This is a genomic window from Streptomyces sp. NPDC054842, from assembly GCF_053611025.1.
In genome coordinates, this window is sequence record NZ_JBSGZN010000030.1 from 67,620 (window position 1) to 87,476 (window position 19,857).

A 19,857-nucleotide genomic window follows, 5' to 3' on the forward strand; every position below is an offset into this window, starting at 1 on the left:
TCACGACGTCCAGATGCCGGTGATGTCCTTGGCGGAGGCCGCGTTGCCCGCGTGCGGGAGGCCGTGCATGTCCTCCAGGGTGCGCAGCAGGTCGTAGTGGTTGTAGGTGGTCGACGACGTCGAGCCGGGGGTCACCTGCTGGCCGTAGAACACCGTCGGGATGCGGTTGCCGCTGAGCCGGTTGTCCTCGTCGAAGGTGACGACGAGGAGGCTGTTGTGGGTCTTCGCCCAGGTCGCGTACGCGCCCAGCTTGTTCTTCAGCCAGGTGTCGCCGGTGGACACCGAGCAGTCGTGCATGTCGCTGCACTGGTTGGGGACGACGAAGGAGACCTTGGGGAGCGTCGTGTAGTCCGTCGGGAACTGGGCGAACGTCTTCGCCGTGGACGTCGGCACGTTGCTGAAGCCGAACCACGGATTGTGCTTGCGGGCGTACGAGCCGCTGCTGCACGTCGTGGAGCCCTGGCTGGGCAGCGTCTCGTTGTAGCTGGCCCAGCTCTTGCCCGCCGCGATCAGCTCGGAGGCCAGGTTGGGGGCGGAGGAGAAGCCCGGCGTGTAGCAGCTGTCGTCGGTGATGCCCTGCGTGGAGCCGGAGAACATGGCGAAGTAGTTGGGCTGGCTCGGGTGGGTCTCGGCGTAGGTCTGGGAGAGGTTGGCGCCCCCGGTCCTGAGCGAGTTGATGTACGGGGCGCTGGAGGAGCCGATCACCTGGCTGTAGGCGTGGTTCTCGAAGACCACGACGACCACGTGGTCCGGGGTCGGGACCACGCCCGCGGCCTGCGCCGTGGACGAGCCGCCGAACCCGGTCCAGAGCCCGGCCGCGGCGGCGGCGAGGGCCAGGGCGGACGCCACGAGGGCGCGGCTGCGGCGGTGCACGATTCTGCCGGACACTTCAGACCTCCGGTTGGGGGGACGAGGACGAGAGCGGTGCGGACAGAGCATGCTCACGCCAACATTCCCGTGACCCACGTCCCCCGGCCCGAGGAGTGAAGAGCGGGTGAACTACTGTCGCCCGGCCGCCAGCTCCGTGAGCAGCTTGTGCAGCGGCTTCGCCGCCCGCTGCCGGTACTCCTGGATCGCCCAGCCGTTCCCGTCCGGGTCCGTGAAGTACATGAAGGTGGCACCGTCCTGCGGCGCGAAGGCCTGCGGCTCGCTGACGTCGAGCCCGCGCTCCCGGAGCTCCTCGTACGCCGCCTTGGCGTCCTCCACGCACAGCTGCATGCCGTGGTACGTCCCCGCCTGCGGCGCCCCGGTCGGAATCTGCAGCCCGTCCACGAGCGCGATGGAACAGCCGGAGCCCGGCGGCGTCAGCTGGACGATCCGCACCCCCTCCATCACCTCGCCGTCCAGATCGACGTGGAAGCCGACCTTGTCCCGGTAGAACTCCTTGGCCCGGTCCACGTCGGAGACCGGCAGCACGATCACTTCGAGGGTCATGTCCACTGGATGCGTCCCTTCCTCGTACGCCGGCCGGGCGCGGTGCGTCCGGCCGGACGGCTCCCCCTCACCGAAGCCGACCGCGGGCCGCCGCGCCACCGCTTGCGCCGAAGTGACCACCCCCGGTCCGCCCGAAACCGCCCCCGGAGCCGCCCGCGCGCTGTGCGGTTACGCTCACATGCGTACGACCTTGATCCGACAGGAGGCCGAGGATGACGGCGCCGGGGCGCAGAAGCAGTACCTTCACTCGGCTGCTGCGGCACGGTTTCACCGACCCGTCCGCGGCGGAGCGGCTCCTGGACGGCGCCGAGCTGGCACCCGTGCGGGCCGATCCCGTCCTGCTCGACGCGCTGGGCGCCACCGCCGACCCGGACCTCGCGCTGCTCGGCCTCGTCCGGCTCGTCGAGGCGCAGGACGGCCATACCGCGCAGCGCGAGCTGCTGGACACGCTCATCGCGTCGAAGCCGCTGCGCGACCGGCTGCTCGGCGTGCTCGGCGCCTCCGCCGCGCTCGCCGACCACCTGGCCCGCCATCCGCAGGACTGGCAGGCGCTCGTCATGTACGAGCCGCGGGACCTGCACCCAGGCGTGGAGGAGTTCGAGCGGGGACTGGCGGAGGCCGACGACCCCGTCTCGCTGCGCGTCGCCTACCGGCGCTGCCTGCTGTCCATCGCCGCCCGTGACGTGTGCGGCACCACCGACGTCGCCCAGACCGCGGCCGAGCTCGCGGACCTCGCGACGGCCACCCTGCGCGCCGCCCTCGCGATAGCACGGGCCGCGGCACCGGACGACGGGGCGCTGTGCCGCCTCGCCGTCGTCGCGATGGGCAAGTGCGGCGGCCACGAGCTGAACTACGTGTCCGACGTCGACGTCATCTTCGTCGGGGAGGCGGCCGACGGGGCGGACGAGGGCAAGGCGATCCAGGCCGCCACCCGGCTGGCCTCGCACATGATGCGGATCTGCTCCGAGACCACCGTCGAGGGCAGCATCTGGCCCGTCGACGCCAACCTCCGCCCCGAGGGGCGCAACGGCCCCCTGGTGCGGACCCTCAGCAGCCACCTCGCCTACTACCAGCGGTGGGCCAAGACCTGGGAGTTCCAGGCCCTGCTGAAGGCCCGGCCGGTGGCCGGGGACCTCGCGCTCGGCGAGCAGTACGTCGAGACGCTGGCCCCCCTCGTCTGGCACGCCGCCGAGCGCGAGAACTTCGTCCCCGACGTGCAGAAGATGCGCCGCCGGGTCGTGGAGAACATCCCCGTCGCCGAGATCGAGCGCGAGCTGAAGCTCGGTCCCGGCGGCCTGCGCGACGTCGAATTCGCCGTGCAGCTCCTCCAGTTGGTGCACGGGCGCGCCGACACCTCGCTGCGCAGCGGCACCACCCTCGACGCCCTGAAGGCACTCGCCGCCGGCGGGTACGTGGGCCGCGCCGACGCGGTGCAGCTCGACGCGGCCTACCGCTTCCTGCGCTCCATGGAGCACCGCATCCAGCTGTACCGGCTGCGGCGCACCCACCTCGTGCCCGAGGGCGAGGCGGACCTGCGGCGCATCGGACGCTCGCTGGGGCTGCGCACCGACCCGGTCACCGAGCTGAACCGCGAGTGGAAACGGCACGCGTCCGTGGTCCGCCGGCTCCACGAGAAGCTCTTCTACCGGCCGTTGCTCGACGCCGTCGCCCAACTCGCGCCCGGCGAGACCCGGTTGAGCCCGGGCGCGGCACGCGAGCGGCTCGTCGCCCTCGGGTACGCCGACCCCGCCGCGGCCCTGCGGCACCTGGAGGCCCTCGCCTCCGGCGTCACCCGCAAGGCCGCCATCCAGCGGACCCTGCTGCCGGTGCTGCTGGGCTGGTTCGCGGACTCCGCCGATCCGGACGCCGGGCTGCTCAACTTCCGCAAGGTGTCGGACGCGCTGGGCAAGACGCCCTGGTACCTGCGGCTGCTGCGCGACGAGGGGGCCGCCGCCGAGAACCTGGCACGCGTGCTGTCCGCCGGACGTCTCGCCCCCGACCTGCTGATGCGTGCCCCGGAGGCGGTCGCGCTGCTCGGCGACGGCGCGGCCGGCGGTCTGGAGGCCAGGAGCCGGGCCCACCTGGAGCAGGAGATCCTCGCCGCGGTGAGCCGCGCCTCCGGCGGCGAACAGGCGGTCACGGCCGCGCGCGGGGTCCGTCGGCGCGAGCTGTTCCGCACGGCCGCCGCCGACATCGTCGCCTCGTACGGCACCGAGGAGACGCCCGCCGTGGCCGACCAGGGCGCCCTGGTCGACCGGGTCGGCGCGGCCATCTCGGACCTCACGGCGGCGACCCTCACCGGGACGCTGCGCGCCGTCGTCCGGGACACCTGGGGCGAGACGCTGCCCACCCGCTTCGCCGTGATCGGCATGGGCCGCTTCGGCGGCCACGAACTCAACTACGGCTCCGACGCGGACGTCCTGTTCGTGCACGAGCCGCGCGAGGGCGCCGACGAGCAGGAGGCCGCGCGCGCCGCGAACACCGTGGTCTCCGAGATGCGGCGGCTGCTCCAGCTGCCCAGCTCGGACCCGCCGCTGCTCATCGACGCCGACCTGCGCCCCGAGGGCAAGTCCGGGCCTCTGGTGCGGACCCTCAAGTCCTACGCGGCCTACTACCGCCGCTGGTCCCTGGGCTGGGAGTCGCAGGCGCTGCTGCGGGCGGAGCCGGTCGCGGGCGACGAGGACCTGGGGCGCCGTTTCATCGGGCTGATCGACCCGCTCCGGTACCCGGCGGACGGGCTCGGGGACGACGCCGTACGCGAGATCCGGCGGCTCAAGGCCCGGATGGAGTCCGAGCGCATGCCGCGCGGCGCCGACCCGACCCTGCACACCAAGCTCGGCCGGGGCGGGCTGTCCGACGTGGAGTGGACCGTGCAGCTGCTCCAGCTCAGGCACGGCGCCGCCGAGCCGGGGCTGCGCACCACGCGCACCCGGGCCGCCCTCGCCGCCGCGTCCGCCGCCGGGCTCCTGTCCGAGGAGGACGCCGGGATCCTGGACGAGGCGTGGGTCCTGGCCACGCGGGTGCGCAACGCGGTGATGCTCGTACGCGGCCGGGCCGGGGACACCTTCCCCTCGGACGGGCGGGAGCTGGCGGCCGTGGGCCGCTACCTGGGGTACGAGGCCGGCCACGTCGGAGACCTGCTGGAGGGCTACCGGCGCACGACACGGCGGGCCCGCGCCGTGGTGGACGAACTGTTCTACGGAGGGTGACCGCCCGGAAGCCGACGGCCTGGAAGCCGACCGCCCGGAGGGCGCCGGCACGCGGGCGGGCCGGGCGCAGGACGCCGGGGCGCGGGCGACACAGCGCGCCGGGACGGATGCGGGCCCCACGCAGGCCGCTGGCACGCGGGCGGGCCGCGCCCGGGACGCCGGGGCGCGGGCGGGACCGGCACAGGCGTTGGAACGCGGGCGGGACGGATCCAGCGAGCCGGGGCGGACGCGGGCGCCCGGGGGCCCGCGGGCGTACCCGCGGCGCCGTCAGGCCCGCAGCGGTGGCCGGGGCGCCGTGCCCGGCTCCGGCACCCGGCGGGGCAGGGCGTACGGCAGGGCGCCGTACCACAGGGCCGCGACCGCGAAGCCGAAGGCCAGGCAGATGACGCCGCCCACCGCGTCCAGCCAGAAGTGGTTGGCCGTGGCGACGATGACCACGAGGGTGGCCGCCGGATAGAGGAGGCCCAGGACGCGGGCCCAGGGCGCCGAGGCCAGGGCGAAGATCGTGAGGCCGCACCACAGGGACCAGCCGATGTGCATCGACGGCATCGCCGCGTACTGGTTGGACATGTTCTTCAGGTCGCCCGAGGCCATCGAACCCCACGTCTGGTGGACCAGGACCGTGTCGACGAAGGTGCTGCCGGTCATCAGGCGGGGCGGCGCGAGCGGGAAGAAGTAGTAGCCGACCAGGGCGACCGCCGTCGTCGCGAAGAGCGCCGTGCGCGTCGCCGCGTACCGGCCGGGATGACTGCGGTACAGCCACACCAGAACACCCAGCGTCACCACGAAGTGCAGCGTCGCGTAGTAGTAGTTCATGCCGACGATCAGCCATGTCACCGCGTTCACGGTGTGGTTGACCGACTCCTCGACGGCGATCCCGAGCGTCTGCTCGACCCGCCAGAGCCAGTCGGTGTTGCGCAGCGCCTGCGTCCGCTGCTCCGGGACCGCGTTGCGGATCAGCGAGTACGTCCAGTAGCTCACGCCGATCAGCAGGATCTCGAACCAGAGACGGGGGCGCCGCGGGGCGCGCAGCCGGCGCAGCAGGGCCCGGTCCGCGCGGTCGTCGGTGCTGTCCGCGGCGGACGCGGGAGGGGCCTGCTTCCGGCCTTCCAGTGTCGTCACGGTGGTCTCACCCATAGGGACAGAGTGTGCCAGAAAAGCCTTCCCCCACAGATGATCCCCTGGTCGGGTCCGGGCCGCATTTCCTGCTCCCCGCACCGTCCCGGGTACAGGGAGTGGCCCCGCTCAGGGACGACCGCGGTCCCCGGGCGCCGAGGCGGTCGAACCCCGGACCACCAGTTCCGGCATGAACACGAACTCGCTGTGCGGTGCGGGCGTCCCGCCGATCTCCTCCAGCAGCGTGCGCACGGCGGCCTGGCCCATGGCCGGCACCGGCTTGCGGACGGTGGTGAGCGGCGGGTCCGTGAAGGCGATGAGGGGCGAGTCGTCGAAGCCGACGACGGAGATGCCCTTGGGCACGTCCAGGCCGAGCTGGCGGGCCGCGCGTATCGCGCCGAGCGCCATCATGTCGCTGGCGCACACCACCGCCGTGCAGTCCCGCCCGATGAGGGCGGTGGCGGCGGCCTGTCCGCCCTCCAGCGTGTACAGGGAGTGCTGGACCAGTTGCTCCTCGATCTCCGCGGGGCGAAGGCCGAGCTGCTCCTGCATCGTGCGCACGAAGCCCTCGATCTTCCGCTGCACCGGCACGAAACGCTTCGGGCCGAGGGCGAGACCGATCCGGGTGTGGCCGAGCGAGACGAGGTGGGTGACCGCCAGGCTCATCGCCGCCCGGTCGTCGGGGGAGATGAAGGGGGCCTGCACCTTCGGCGAGAAACCGTCCACGAGGACGAACGGCACGCCCCGGGCGCGCAACTGCTCGTAGCGCTGCATGTCGGCGGAGGTGTCCGCGTGCAGCCCCGAGACGAAGATGATGCCGGCCACGCCCCGGTCGACGAGCATCTCCGTCAGCTCGTCCTCGGTGGAGCCGCCGGGGGTCTGGGTGGCCAGCACCGGGGTGTAGCCCTGTCGCGTCAGCGCCTGCCCGATCACCTGGGCCAGCGCCGGGAATATGGGGTTCTCCAGCTCCGGGGTTATCAGCCCGACCAGGCCCTCGCTGCGCTGCCGCAGCCGCACCGGCCGCTCGTAGCCGAGCACGTCGAGGGCGGCCAGGACGGACTGGCGGGTGGTCGCGGCGACGCCCGGCTTACCGTTCAGGACGCGACTGACCGTCGCCTCACTGACCCCCGCCTGGGCTGCGATGTCGGCAAGCCGTGTGGTCACGGGATTGGACTGTACCGGCCGGGTCTCGCGTTGCCCACCAACCAGGCGCCGTGCGCGGCCGGTTGAACGGCTCGCTCCGGGCTGCTGCGTCATCGGGCTCCCTCGTGTTCTGGTCGGCTCGGCGTCCCGTGCGTGCGCCGCGGGAAAGGGGTGGCTCCTGCAAGGCGCTGACGGGCCGATGATCCTCGTATACGGCAGCGGTGGCAAGAGCTTGCAGAGTCTTGCACAGAGGCCCGGGAGTCCGCTGATCGGCCCGGTACGGGGTTCCCGGGCGGCAACGGTGAGGTCACGGGGACGTAACTCTCGGCAGTGCTTGCACTTTTTTGCTGCAAGCTCTTTCGCGGCGCTTACAACGCTGTTACGTTCACGTCGCCCGGCGGACGCAACGGCGCAGTCGGCAAGTCGGCAAGGGGTGCGGGCGGGACCGCTTCCCCAACCACTCGGGCTTTCACCCTCAAGGAGATCTCATGCGGCGTGGCATAGCGGCCACCGCTCTGGTGGCGTCCATCGCCCTCACGGCGACGGCGTGCGGCGGCGACGACAGCGGCGACAAGTCGGACGGCCCCACCACCATCACCTGGTGGGACACCTCGAACGCCACCAACGAGGCCCCGACGTACAAGGCCCTCGTCAAGGAGTTCGAGAAGGCCAACCCCGACGTCAAGGTCAGGTACGTCAACGTGCCGTTCGACCAGGCGCAGAACAAGTTCGACACCGCCGCGGGCTCCAAGGGTGCTCCGGACCTGCTGCGCTCCGAGGTCGGCTGGACCCCCGCCTTCGCGAAGAAGGGCTACTTCCTGCCGCTCGACGGCACCGACGCCCTCGCCGAGCAGGACAAGTTCAAGTCGAACCTGATCGAGCAGGCCAAGTACGACGGCAAGACCTACGGTGTGCCGTTCGTCACGGACACCCTCGCGCTCGTCTACAACAAGGCGCTGTTCGAGAAGGCCGGCATCAAGGAGGCGCCCACCTCGTGGGCCGACCTCAAGACCGCCGCCGCCACGATCAAGAAGAAGACCGGCGTCGACGGCTACTGGGGCTCCACCCAGGCCTACTACGCCCAGTCCTTCCTCTACGGCGAGGGCACCGACACGGTCGACGTCGACGCCAAGAAGGTCACCGTCGCCTCGCCCGAGGCCAAGAAGGGCTTCGAGACCTGGCAGGGCCTGTTCAGCGGCAAGGGCCTGCACAAGGCCGACACCACCGCCGACGCGTACGCCCACATCCAGGACGCGTTCGTCAACGGCAAGGTCGCCGCGATCGTCCAGGGTCCCTGGGAGATCACGAACTTCTACAAGGGCTCGGCGTTCAAGGACAAGGCGAACCTCGGTATCGCCACCGTCCCGGCCGGCTCCACCGGCAAGGCGGGCGCCCCGACCGGCGGCCACAACCTCTCCGTGTACGCGGGCTCGGACAAGGCCCACCAGGAGGCCTCGCTCAAGTTCGTGAAGTTCATGACCTCGGCGAAGTCCCAGGAGACGATCGCCCTCAAGAACTCCACGCTGCCGACGCGTGACGACGCCTACACCGCGGACGTCAAGGCCGACCCGGGCATCGCCGGCTACCAGACGGTGCTCGCCGCCGCCCAGCCGCGCCCGGCGCTGCCCGAGTACAGCTCGCTGTGGGGTCCGCTCGACACCGAGCTGCCGAAGATCGCCGGCGGCAAGGTGTCGCTGGACAAGGGCCTGAGCAACGCGGAGACCGCGATCTCCAAGCTGGTCCCCGACTTCAAGAAGTGATCCCGCGTGGCCGTCGGATCCGCCCGCACCGGGGGACGGATCCGACGGCCATCCGGCCTGTGCGCCGCGGCCCAGCAGCCGCCGGGCGCGCGCCCAACCCCTGATCTTCCAGAAGGTGTCGAATCATGACAGTCGCCATCGACAGAGCGACCGGCGAGCGGCGTGGTGACCGCGGGCGCCGGCCCGGTCGGATCGAGCGCCTCAAGCACTCGTACCAGAAGTACTGGTACGCGTACGCGATGATCACCCCGGTGGTCGTCGTGCTCGGGGTGCTGGTGCTCTATCCGCTCGCGCGGGGCCTCTACCTGACGCTCACGGACGCCAACAGCCTCAACTCGGCCCGCACGATCGGCGTCAACCACATCGACGCCACCTACGAGTTCATCGGCTTCGACAACTACGCCGACATCCTGTGGGGGCCGACGTCGTACGACCGTTTCTGGTCGCACTTCATCTGGACGATCGTGTGGACGGCGCTCTGCGTCACGCTGCACTACGTCATCGGGCTCGGCCTCGCGCTGCTGCTCAACCAGAAGCTGCGCGGGCGCACCTTCTACCGGCTGCTGCTGGTGCTGCCGTGGGCCGTGCCCACCTTCGTCACCGTGTTCGGCTGGCGCTTCATGCTCGCCGACGGCGGCGTCATCAACTCCGCGCTCGAAGCGGTGCACCTACCGACACCGCTGTGGCTGGAGGACACCTTCTGGCAGCGGTTCGCCGCGATCATGGTCAACACCTGGTGCGGTGTCCCGTTCATGATGGTCTCCCTGCTGGGCGGCCTGCAGTCCATCGACGCGACGCTGTACGAGGCCTCCGAGATGGACGGCGCGAACGCCTGGCAGCGGTTCCGGCACGTCACGCTGCCCGGCCTGCGGTCCGTCAGCTCCACCGTCGTGCTGCTCGGCATCATCTGGACGTTCAACCAGTTCGCGGTGATCTTCCTGCTGTTCGGCAACACCGCCCCGGACGCGCAGATCCTCGTCACCTGGGCGTACTACCTCGGCTTCGGACAGCAGCCGCGCGACTTCGCGCAGTCGGCCGCCTACGGCATCCTGCTGCTGACCATCCTGATCGTCTTCACCTCCATCTACCGCCGCTGGCTGAACCGCAATGACCAGCAGCTCGCGATCTGAGGCGGGAGCCCGCATGAGCACCACGACCCTTCCGACACCCGCCCCGGCGGACCAGGTCTCCCCGGGCGCCGCCCCGCGCAAGGGCCGCAGGCGCGGCGAGAACAGCCGCTCCGGCTCCGTCGTGTCCCACGGCATCCTGATCGTCGCGAGCCTCATCGCGCTCTTCCCGATCGCGTGGCTGGTCTACCTGTCGCTCGGCCCGGACAAGGACGACTACCTCCACCCCGGGCGCATCTGGGACAAGATGACGTTCGACAACTACGCGTTCGTGCTCCAGCACACGAATTTCTTCGCGTGGATGAAGACCTCGCTCATCGTCTCGTTCGGCACCTCCGCCATCGGCGTGATGGTCGCCGCCACCACCGGCTACGCGGTGTCCCGCATGCGCTTCCCCGGCTACCGGAAGTTCATGTGGGTCCTGCTGGTCACCCAGATGTTCCCGATCGCCGTCCTCATCGTGCCGATGTACCAGATCCTCTCGGACCTGCAGCTCATCGACACCTACCTCGGCCTCGTCCTGGTCTACTGCTCCACCGCGGTGCCGTACTGCGCCTGGCTGCTCAAGGGGTACTTCGACACCATCCCCTTCGAGATCGACGAGGCGGGGCGCGTCGACGGGCTCAACCCCTTCGGCACGTTCCTGCGGCTGATCCTGCCGCTCGCCAAGCCGGGCCTGGCCGTGGCCGCCTTCTACAGCTTCATCACCGCGTTCGGCGAGGTCGCGTTCGCCTCGACGTTCATGCTCTCCGACACGAAGTACACCTTCGCCGTCGGCCTGCAGAGCTTCGTCAGTGAGCACGACGCGCAGCGCAACCTCATGGCCGCCACCGCGGTGCTTGTCGCCATACCCGTCTCCGCCTTCTTCTACCTGGTGCAGAAGAACCTGGTGAGCGGCCTCACGGCGGGTGGCACCAAGGGCTGACGCCCGGCAGGACTCCCGCGCGCGCATCGCGCGCGGGTGGCGGCCGCGGCGTCCATCCGACCCCGCCGGCGTCGCGGCCGCCTCATCACACGCTTCCACGACCGAACTGCTCCCCCCGCCGGCCCGGCCCGGCCGGGAGGACCCCCCATCGCATCAAGGACGCCATGAGCCAGCACTCCGCCGACCAGGCCCCGACCTCCGCACTCGCCACCGTCGCCGCCCACCGCGACTGGTGGCGCGACGCGGTGATCTACCAGGTCTATCCGCGCAGCTTCGCCGACAGCAACGGCGACGGCATGGGCGACCTGGAGGGCGTACGTTCCCGACTCCCGTACCTGCGCGACCTCGGCGTCGACGCCGTGTGGCTGAGCCCCTTCTACGCCTCGCCGCAGGCCGACGCCGGCTACGACGTGGCGGACTACCGGGCCGTCGACCCCATGTTCGGCAACCTCCTGGACGCCGACGCGCTGATCCGCGACGCGCACGAGCTGAGCCTGCGGATCATCGTCGACCTGGTGCCCAACCACTCCTCCGACCAGCACGAGTGGTTCAAGCGCGCGCTGCGCGAGGGCCCCGGCTCGTCGCTGCGGGACCGCTACCACTTCCGGCCCGGCAAGGGCACGGACGGCGAACTGCCGCCCAACGACTGGGAGTCCATCTTCGGCGGCCCGGCCTGGACCCGGGTCACCGAGCCCGACGGCACCCCCGGCGAGTGGTACCTGCACCTCTTCGCCCCCGAGCAGCCCGACTTCAACTGGGAGCACCCGGCGGTCGGCGACGAGTTCCGGTCGATCCTGCGCTTCTGGCTCGACATGGGCGTCGACGGCTTCCGCATCGACGTGGCCCACGGACTGGTGAAGGCGACCGGGCTGCCGGACCTGGGATCCCACGAGCAGCTGAAACTGCTGGGCAACGATGTCATGCCGTTCTTCGACCAGGACGGCGTCCACGACATCTACCGGCAGTGGCGCACCATCCTCGACGAGTACGCCGGCGAGCGCATCTTCGTCGCCGAGGCGTGGACGCCGACCATCGAGCGCACCGCCAACTACGTGCGTCCCGACGAACTGCACCAGGCGTTCAACTTCCAGTACCTGGGCACCCACTGGGACGCCACGGAGCTGCACTCCGTCATCGACCGCACCCTGGACTCGATGCGCCCCGTCGGCGCCCCGGCCACCTGGGTGCTGTCCAACCACGACGTGACCCGGCACGCCACGCGCTTCGCCAACGAGGCGGGCCTCGGCACGCAGATCCGCACCGCGGGCAACCGCGAGCTGGGACTGCGGCGCGCCCGGGCCGCCACGCTGCTGATGCTGGCCCTGCCCGGCTCCGCCTACCTCTACCAGGGCGAGGAGCTCGGCCTGCCGGACGTCGTGGACCTGCCGGACGAGGTGCGCCAGGACCCCGCCTACTTCCGGGGCGCCGGGCAGGACGGGTTCCGCGACGGCTGCCGGGTGCCGATCCCGTGGACCCGGGAGGGCTCATCGTACGGCTTCGGTGACGGCGGCAGCTGGCTGCCCCAGCCGGCCGGCTGGGGCGAGCTGAGCATCGAGGCGCAGACGGGCACGCCCGGTTCCACCCTGGAGCTGTACCGCGCCGCGCTGGCCGTGCGGCGCGAGCGGGCCGACCTCGGCGCGGGCGACTCGGTGGAGTGGCTGCGCGCGCCCGAGGGCGTACTGGCGTTCCGCCGGGGCGAGTTCGTCTGCACGGCGAACACCGGCGGCGAGTCGGTCACCGTCCCGGCGTACGGCCGGGTGCTGGTGTGCAGCGGTGAGGTGACCATCGCCGACGACGAGGCGAAGCTGCCCGCGGACACCACCGTCTGGTGGGCCGTCTGACGGTCCGAGTGAACCTCCTGCGCTTCCGGGGGCGGGGGAGAGGGTGCCAAGGGGCCCTGTCGCGAACCGAGTTGGAATTTCTTGCGACATCTTGCTGAAACTTGTCTGCAAGCGCTACGGTCCCGACCACACCGGGGTTGTTCGGTCTGCAACCTCCGGCCCCGCACCCTCCCCCACCCGCACGACGAAGTGCAGGAGATCACATGGCCAGGAGAACTCCGGCCGTCATAGCCGCCCTCGCGGCGGCCCTGGCGGCCTCGGTCACCCTCCCCACGGGAGTGGCCCAGGCATCACCCCCCGGCACCAAGGACGTCACCGCCGTCCTCTTCGAGTGGAAATTCGACTCGGTCGCCCGGGAATGCACCAACACCCTCGGACCGGCCGGATACGGCTACGTCCAGGTGTCACCGCCCGCCGAGCACATCCAGGGCGCCCAGTGGTGGACCTCGTACCAGCCCGTCAGCTACCGGATCGCCGGCCGGCTCGGTGACGCCACGGCCTTCCGGAACATGGTGAACACCTGCCACGCGGCGGGTGTGAAGGTCGTCGCCGACACCGTCGTCAACCACATGTCGGCCGGCTCCGGCACCGGCACCGGCGGTTCGTCGTACACGAAGTACACCTACCCGGGCCTGTACTCGTCCAACGACATGAACGACTGCACGGCCACCGTCACCAACTACGGCGACCGTGCCAACGTGCAGAACTGCGAGCTGGTGGGCCTCGCCGACCTGGACACCGGCGAGGAGTACGTCCGCTCCGCCGTCGCCGGCTACATCAACTCCCTTCTGGGCTACGGCGTCGACGGCTTCCGCATCGACGGCGCCAAGCACATCCCGGCCGCCGACCTCGCCAACATCAAGTCCCGGCTCACCAATCCGGGGGCGTACTGGAAGCAGGAGGTCATCTACGGCTCCGGGGAGGCCGTCCAGCCGACCGAGTACACCGGCAACGGCGACGTCCAGGAGTTCCGCTACGCCTACGACCTCAAGCGGGTCTTCAACAACGAGAACCTCGCCTACCTGAAGAACTACGGCGAGGGCTGGGGCTACATGAGCAGCGGCGTCTCCGCCGTCTTCGTCGACAACCACGACACCGAGCGCAACGGCTCCACGCTCAGCTACAAGGACGGCGCCAACTACACCCTGGCGAACGTCTTCATGCTGGCCTGGCCCTACGGTGCCCCGGACATCAACTCGGGCTACGAGTTCTCCGACACGGACGCGGGACCGCCCAACGGCGGCAGCGTCACCGCCTGCTGGCAGAACGGCTGGAAGTGCCAGCACGCCTGGCCGGAGATCAAGTCCATGGTGGCCTTCCGCAACGCCACCCGGGGCCAGTCCGTCACCAACTGGTGGGACAACGGCGGCGACGCCATCGCCTTCGGCCGCGGCAGCAAGGGCTTCGTGGCGATCAACCACGAGTCCGGCGCGCTGAGCCGCACCTACCAGACCTCGCTCCCGGCCGGGACGTACTGCAACGTGCAGAACAACACCACCGTCACGGTGAACGGTTCGGGCCAGCTCACGGCCACCCTCGGCGCCAACACGGCGCTCGCCGTGTACGCGGGCAAGTCGGCCTGCTGACTCCCCGCACCGCCCGGCACGGCCCGGCCCGCCACCTCCCCGGCGGGCCGGGCCGTGCTTCCCTCGACCCTCCCTTGTGAAAGTTCTTTCCGCTGCTTTCAAGACTCTTGCTGTAAAGCTTGCGTAAGCGGTACGGTCACGCCGGCGCCCGGCATCGAAGCCGTGCCGCGGCGGTGGGGTCGGACCCAATCGAGCCGTATTCGCTAGGAGTTCACACCTGTGGCCCTGATACCGAGATGGCCGGCGCCCGGGGCGCGCCGCGCCGCGCACTCCGGACTGACCCCGCACCGCGGACGGCTCGCCGCCGTCACGGTGGCCGCGCTGGCGGCCGCACTCGTCCAGCCGCTCGCGGCCCGCGCCGCGGCGCCGCCCGCGCCCCCGTCCGACGCCAGGCTCGCCGCCGAGCCCGCCCGTCACGACGCCACCCGCGAGCAGTTCTACTTCGTCCTGCCGGACCGGTTCGCCAACGGGGACACCGCCAACGACCGCGGCGGACTCGCCGGTTCACGCCTCGCGACCGGATACGACCCCACCGACAAGGGGTTCTACCAGGGCGGCGACCTCAAGGGCCTGACGAAGAAGCTCGACTACATCAAGGGCCTCGGCACCACCGCCATCTGGATGGCGCCGATCTTCAAGAACGAGCCCGTGCAGGGCACCGGAGCCGACGCCTCCGCCGGCTACCACGGCTACTGGATCACCGACTTCACGCAGGTCGACCCGCACTTCGGCACCAACGAGGACCTGGAGAAGCTGATCTCCAAGGCCCACGCCAAGGGCATGAAGGTCTTCTTCGACGTCATCACCAACCACACGGCCGACGTCGTCGACTACGAGGAGAAGTCCTACGGCTACCTCTCCAAGGGCGCCTTCCCGTATCTGACCAAGGACGGCGAGCCGTTCGACGACGCCGACTACGCGGACGGCAGCAGGCCGTTTCCGCCGGTCGACGCCGACTCCTTCCCGCGCACGCCCACCGTGCCCGCCGCGAAGAAGAACGCCAAGGTCCCGTCCTGGCTCAACGACCCGACGATGTACCACAACCGCGGCGACTCCACCTTCGCCGGCGAGAGCTCCACGAACGGCGACTTCTCCGGCCTGGACGACCTGTGGACCGAGCGGCCCGAGGTCGTGCGGGGCATGGAGCGGATCTACCAGAAGTGGGTGCGCGACTACGGCATCGACGGCTTCCGCATCGACACCGTCAAGCACGTGAACATGGAGTTCTGGACCCAGTGGGCGACGGCCCTCGACGCCTACGCCGAGAAGCGGGGCCGGGACGACTTCTTCATGTTCGGCGAGGTCTACTCGGCCGACACCTCCGTCACGGCGCCGTACGTGACCCGGGGCCGCCTGGACTCCACGCTCGACTTCCCCTTCCAGGACGCGGCACGCTCCTACGCCTCCCAGGGCGGCAGCGCCAAGAAGCTCGCCGCCGTCTTCGGTGACGACTACAAGTACACGACGGACAAGGCCAACGCGTACGAGCAGGTCACCTTCCTCGGCAACCACGACATGGGCCGCATCGGCTCCTTCCTCAAGCAGGACGACCCGAAGGCGACCGACGCCGAACTCCTGAAGAAGGACCGGCTCGCCACCGAGCTGATGTTCCTCAGCCGGGGCAACCCCGTCGTCTACTACGGCGACGAGCAGGGCTTCACCGGCGCGGGCGGCGACAAGGACGCCCGCCAGACGATGTTCGCCTCGAAGGTTGGCGACTACCTCGACGACGACGAGCTCGGCACCGACCGTACGCACGCCGACGACGCCTACGACACCAAGGCGCCCCTCTACCGCCGGATCGCCGCCCTGGCCGAACTGCGCAAGGGCAACCCGGCACTCGCCGACGGCGTCCAGACCGAGCGGTACGCGGCCGACGGCGCCGGGGTGTACGCCTTCTCGCGCACGGACGCCAGGACCGGCACCGAGTACCTCGTCGCCGTGAACAACGCGACCGGGGCCAAGGAGGCGACCTTCGCGACGGGCTCCGCCGGCATGCGGTTCCGCGGCCTCTACGGGACGTCCTCCGACGTCACCAGCGACGCCGACCGGAAGGTGACCGTCAGCGTCCCGGCCGGATCCGCCGTCGTCTGGAAGGCGGCGGGCAGGCTCGCCGCACCCGCGACCAGGCCGACGGTCACCCTCAAGGCACCGGAGGCGGGCGCCACCGGCACCGTCGAGCTGACCGCGGACGTCGAGGGCGGCCGGCTGAACAGGGTCGTCTTCGCCGCCCAGGTGGGCAACGGCAAGTGGCGCACCCTCGGCTCCGCCGACCACGCCCCGTACAAGGTCACCCAGACCATCGGCGAGGATGTGGCGCCCGGCACCGCCCTGCGCTACAAGGCCGTCGTGACCGACTCGGCCGGACGCACCGCGAGCGACACCGCCGCCGGCACCACTGGCACACCGCCCGCCCCCGAGGTGCCCACCGCGTCCTCCCGCGACTACGCGGTCGTCCACTACAAGCGCGCCGACGGCGACTACACCGACTGGCGGCTGTACGCCTGGGGCGACCTCGCCGACGGCGAGTCCACCACCTGGCCCGCGGGCCACGACTTCGTCGGCCGGGACGCCTACGGGGCCTTCGCCCACGTCAAGCTGAAGCCGGGCGCCTCCAGCGTGGGCTTCCTCGTCATCGACAAGGACGGCAACAAGGACGTCTCCGCCGACCGCACCATCGACGTCACCAAGACCGGCGAGGTCTGGGTCGAGCAGGGCAAGGAGGCCCTGCTCACCGAGCGGCCCGACTACCCGGCGCAGGACAGGAGCAAGGCGGTCCTGCACTACCACCGCGCCGACGGCGACTACGACGGCTGGGGACTGCACGTCTGGACCGGCGCCGCGAACGGCACCGACTGGACCAAGCCCCTGGAGCCGGCCCGCGAGGACGCGTACGGCGCCGTCTTCGAGGTGCCGCTCGCCGAGGGAGCCACCAGCCTCAGCTACATCCTGCACAAGGGCGACACCAAGGACCTCCCCACCGACCAGTCGCTCGACCTCACGGCCAACGGCCACGAGGTGTGGATGCTCGGCGGCCAGGAGAAGTACCTGCTCCCGCAGCCCGCGGGCAGCGCCGCCGCCCTCGACCTGACCACCTCCAAGGCGGTCTGGATCGACCGGGACACGGTCGCCTGGAACGGCGCCGAAGGGGCCGCGTCCACCCAGCTCCTCTCCTCCCGCGACGGTTCCATCGCGGTCAAGGACGGGACGCTGACCAGTGACGACGAGCGCTGGCTGCGGCTGTCGAAGACCGCCCTCACCGACGCGCAGAAGGCCGCGTTCCCGCACCTGAAGGGCTACACGGCCTGGTCCGTGGACCCGCGCGACCGCGACCGGGTGCGCGCCGCCCTGCGCGGCCAGGTCGTCGCCACCCAGCGCGCGGCCAACGGCGCGGTGCTGGCGGCGACCGGTGTCCAGCTCGCCGGAGTCCTGGACGACGTGTACGACGCGACGGAGGCGGACCTCGGGCCGACCTTCCACCGGGGCCGCCCGACGCTCGCCGTGTGGGCCCCCACCGCGCAGTCGGTGAGCCTGGACCTCGACGGGGCGACGGTCGCGATGAAGCGGGACGCCGCCACCGGCGTCTGGTCGGTCACCGGCAAGAAGTCCTGGAAGAACAAGCCCTACCGCTACGTCGTGAAGGTGTGGGCGCCAACCGTCCGCAAGGTCGTCGCCAACAAGGTCACCGACCCCTACTCGGTCGCCCTGACCACCGACTCCGAGCGCAGCCTCGTCGTCGACCTCGCCGACCGTTCCCTCGCGCCCGCCGGCTGGTCGTCCCTGAAGAAGCCGCGCGCGGTGCCGCTGAAGGACGCCCAGATCCAGGAGCTGCACGTCCGGGACTTCTCCGTCGCGGACGCCACGACGAAGGCCGCCGACCGGGGCACGTACCGCGCCTTCACCGACAAGGACAGCGACGGCTCGAAGCACCTGCGGGAACTCGCCGCCTCCGGCACGTCCTACGTGCATCTGCTGCCCGCCTTCGACATCGCCACGATCCCCGAGAAGAAGGCCGACCGGCAGAGCACCGACTGCGACCTCGCCTCCTACCCCGCCGACTCCGAGAAGCAGCAGGAGTGCGTGGCGAAGACCGCGGCCAAGGACGCCTACAACTGGGGCTACGACCCGTACCACTACACGGTCCCCGAGGGCTCCTACGCGAGCGACCCCGACGGCACCCGGCGCACGGTCGAGTTCCGCGACATGGTCAAGTCGCTGAACCAGGACGGGCTGCGGGTCGTCATGGACGTCGTCTACAACCACACCGCCGCGAGCGGCCAGGCCGACACCTCCGTGCTCGACCGGATCGTCCCCGGCTACTACCAGCGGCTCCTCGCCGACGGGTCCGTGGCCAACAGCACCTGCTGCGCCAACACCGCAACCGAGAACGCCATGATGGGCAAGCTGGTGGTCGACTCGATCGTCACCTGGGCCCGCGAGTACAAGGTCGACGGCTTCCGCTTCGACCTCATGGGGCACCACCCCAAGGCCAACATCCTGGCGGTCCGCAAGGCACTCGACGCGCTGACGCCTCAGAAGGACGGCGTCGACGGGAAGAAGATCATCCTCTACGGCGAGGGCTGGAACTTCGGCGAGATCGCCGACGACGCCCGCTTCGTGCAGGCCACCCAGGAGAACATGGCCGGCACGGGCGTCGCGACCTTCTCCGACCGGGCCCGTGACGCCGTACGCGGCGGCGGCCCCTTCGACGAGGACCCCGGCGTCCAGGGCTTCGCCTCGGGTCTCTACACCGACCCCAACTCCTCGGACGCCAACGGCACCCCGGCCGAGCAGAAGGCCCGCCTGCTGCACTACCAGGACCTCATCAAGGTCGGCCTGAGCGGCAACCTGGCCGCGTACCGCTTCACCGGCTCCGACGGCAAGGAGGTCAAGGGCTCCGAGGTCGACTACAACGGCTCACCCGCCGGTTACGCCGAGGCGCCGGGCGACGCCCTCGCGTACGCCGACGCGCACGACAACGAGTCGCTGTTCGACGCCCTCACCTACAAGCTCCCGAAGGGCACCTCGGCGGACAGCAGGGCCCGCATGCAGGTTCTCGCCATGGCGACGGCGGCCCTCTCCCAGGGACCGTCCCTCTCCCAGGCGGGCTCGGACCTGCTGCGCTCCAAGTCCCTGGACCGCAACTCCTACGACAGCGGTGACTGGTTCAACGCCGTCCACTGGAACTGCCAGGACGGCAACGGCTTCGGGCGCGGACTTCCGCCGGCCGCCGACAACAAGTCCAAGTGGCCGTACGCCAAGCCGCTGTTGACGTCCGTCAAGGTGGGATGCGAGCAGATCGAGGGCACCTCGGCCGCGTACCGGGACCTGCTGAGGATCCGCAGCACCGAGGACGTCTTCGGCCTCGGCACGGCGGGCCGCGTCCAGTCCGAGCTGTCCTTCCCGCTGTCGGGCGAGGACGAGACACCGGGAGTGATCACGATGGAACTCGGCGACCTGGTCGTCGTGTTCAACGCGACGCCGGACAGGCGGGAACAGAAGGTCGGCGCCCTGGCGGGAACGGCGTACGCGCTGCATCCCGTGCAGGCGGCGGGCGCGGACTCTACCGTGAAGAGCGCCGCCTACGCGGCGGAATCGGGGACGTTCGCCGTCCCGGGCCGTACCGTCGCGGTATTCGCCCGGACCTCGCGCTAGCGCAGTACGTTGGTGGGGGCAGACCACGGGGTCTGTCCCCACTCCCCGTGCCCCGAGGGGC

At 70.8% G+C, this 19,857-nt stretch carries 11 protein-coding genes; 7 read left to right on the forward strand and 4 right to left on the reverse strand.

From position 1 onward, the window contains the following. Both ACWGIS_RS23245 and ACWGIS_RS23250 read right to left on the reverse strand, forming a co-directional pair. The gene (locus tag ACWGIS_RS23245; protein WP_453364378.1) at positions 1 to 888 is read right to left on the reverse strand and encodes an alkaline phosphatase family protein; all 888 of its coding nucleotides are present in this window, start codon (positions 886 to 888) and stop codon (positions 1 to 3) included. Between the two features lie 111 nt (positions 889 to 999). Then, on the reverse strand, positions 1,000 to 1,440 hold the full coding sequence (locus ACWGIS_RS23250) for a VOC family protein (RefSeq protein WP_453364379.1): 441 nt from the start codon (positions 1,438 to 1,440) through the stop codon (positions 1,000 to 1,002). A gap of 206 nt (positions 1,441 to 1,646) precedes the next feature. Between ACWGIS_RS23250 and ACWGIS_RS23255 the strand changes: the two genes are divergently transcribed. Beyond that, entirely contained in the window at positions 1,647 to 4,643 is a 2,997-nt protein-coding gene (locus ACWGIS_RS23255; protein ID WP_453364380.1) for a bifunctional [glutamine synthetase] adenylyltransferase/[glutamine synthetase]-adenylyl-L-tyrosine phosphorylase, read from the forward strand. 267 nt (positions 4,644 to 4,910) lie between these two features. Here ACWGIS_RS23255 and ACWGIS_RS23260 read toward each other — a convergent pair whose 3' ends face one another. Further along, entirely contained in the window at positions 4,911 to 5,780 is an 870-nt protein-coding gene (locus ACWGIS_RS23260; RefSeq protein ID WP_453364381.1) for a phosphatase PAP2 family protein, read from the reverse strand. Positions 5,781 to 5,888: 108 nt separating this feature from the next. Further along, complete coding sequence (locus tag ACWGIS_RS23265; protein WP_453364382.1) at positions 5,889 to 6,923, reverse strand: LacI family DNA-binding transcriptional regulator; 1,035 nt, start codon at positions 6,921 to 6,923, stop codon at positions 5,889 to 5,891. Positions 6,924 to 7,390: 467 nt separating this feature from the next. Here ACWGIS_RS23265 and ACWGIS_RS23270 point away from each other — a divergent pair, with 467 nt between their 5' ends. The 6 genes from ACWGIS_RS23270 to pulA all read left to right on the forward strand — a co-directional run bounded on the left by ACWGIS_RS23270 (position 7,391) and on the right by pulA (position 19,796). Next, positions 7,391 to 8,662, forward strand: coding sequence for an extracellular solute-binding protein (locus ACWGIS_RS23270; RefSeq protein ID WP_453364383.1), 1,272 nt, complete (start codon positions 7,391 to 7,393; stop codon positions 8,660 to 8,662). A gap of 125 nt (positions 8,663 to 8,787) precedes the next feature. After that, positions 8,788 to 9,792: a carbohydrate ABC transporter permease gene (locus ACWGIS_RS23275; protein WP_453364384.1), complete on the forward strand. Its 1,005-nt coding sequence runs from the start codon at positions 8,788 to 8,790 to the stop codon at positions 9,790 to 9,792. Between the two features lie 13 nt (positions 9,793 to 9,805). Then, positions 9,806 to 10,714, forward strand: a complete 909-nt coding sequence (locus tag ACWGIS_RS23280; protein ID WP_453364385.1) for a sugar ABC transporter permease — start codon at positions 9,806 to 9,808, stop codon at positions 10,712 to 10,714. Positions 10,715 to 10,878: 164 nt separating this feature from the next. Beyond that, a complete protein-coding gene (locus tag ACWGIS_RS23285) occupies positions 10,879 to 12,555 on the forward strand; it encodes a glycoside hydrolase family 13 protein (protein WP_453364386.1) in 1,677 nt (558 codons plus the stop codon). Between the two features lie 203 nt (positions 12,556 to 12,758). Beyond that, the gene (locus ACWGIS_RS23290; RefSeq protein WP_453364387.1) at positions 12,759 to 14,141 is read left to right on the forward strand and encodes an alpha-amylase; all 1,383 of its coding nucleotides are present in this window, start codon (positions 12,759 to 12,761) and stop codon (positions 14,139 to 14,141) included. 225 nt (positions 14,142 to 14,366) lie between these two features. Continuing rightward, positions 14,367 to 19,796 carry a pullulanase-type alpha-1,6-glucosidase gene (gene pulA, locus ACWGIS_RS23295; protein WP_453364413.1) on the forward strand — a complete coding sequence of 1,810 codons (5,430 nt, stop codon included), beginning with the start codon at positions 14,367 to 14,369 and terminating at the stop codon, positions 19,794 to 19,796. Positions 19,797 to 19,857: the final 61 nt, after the last annotated feature.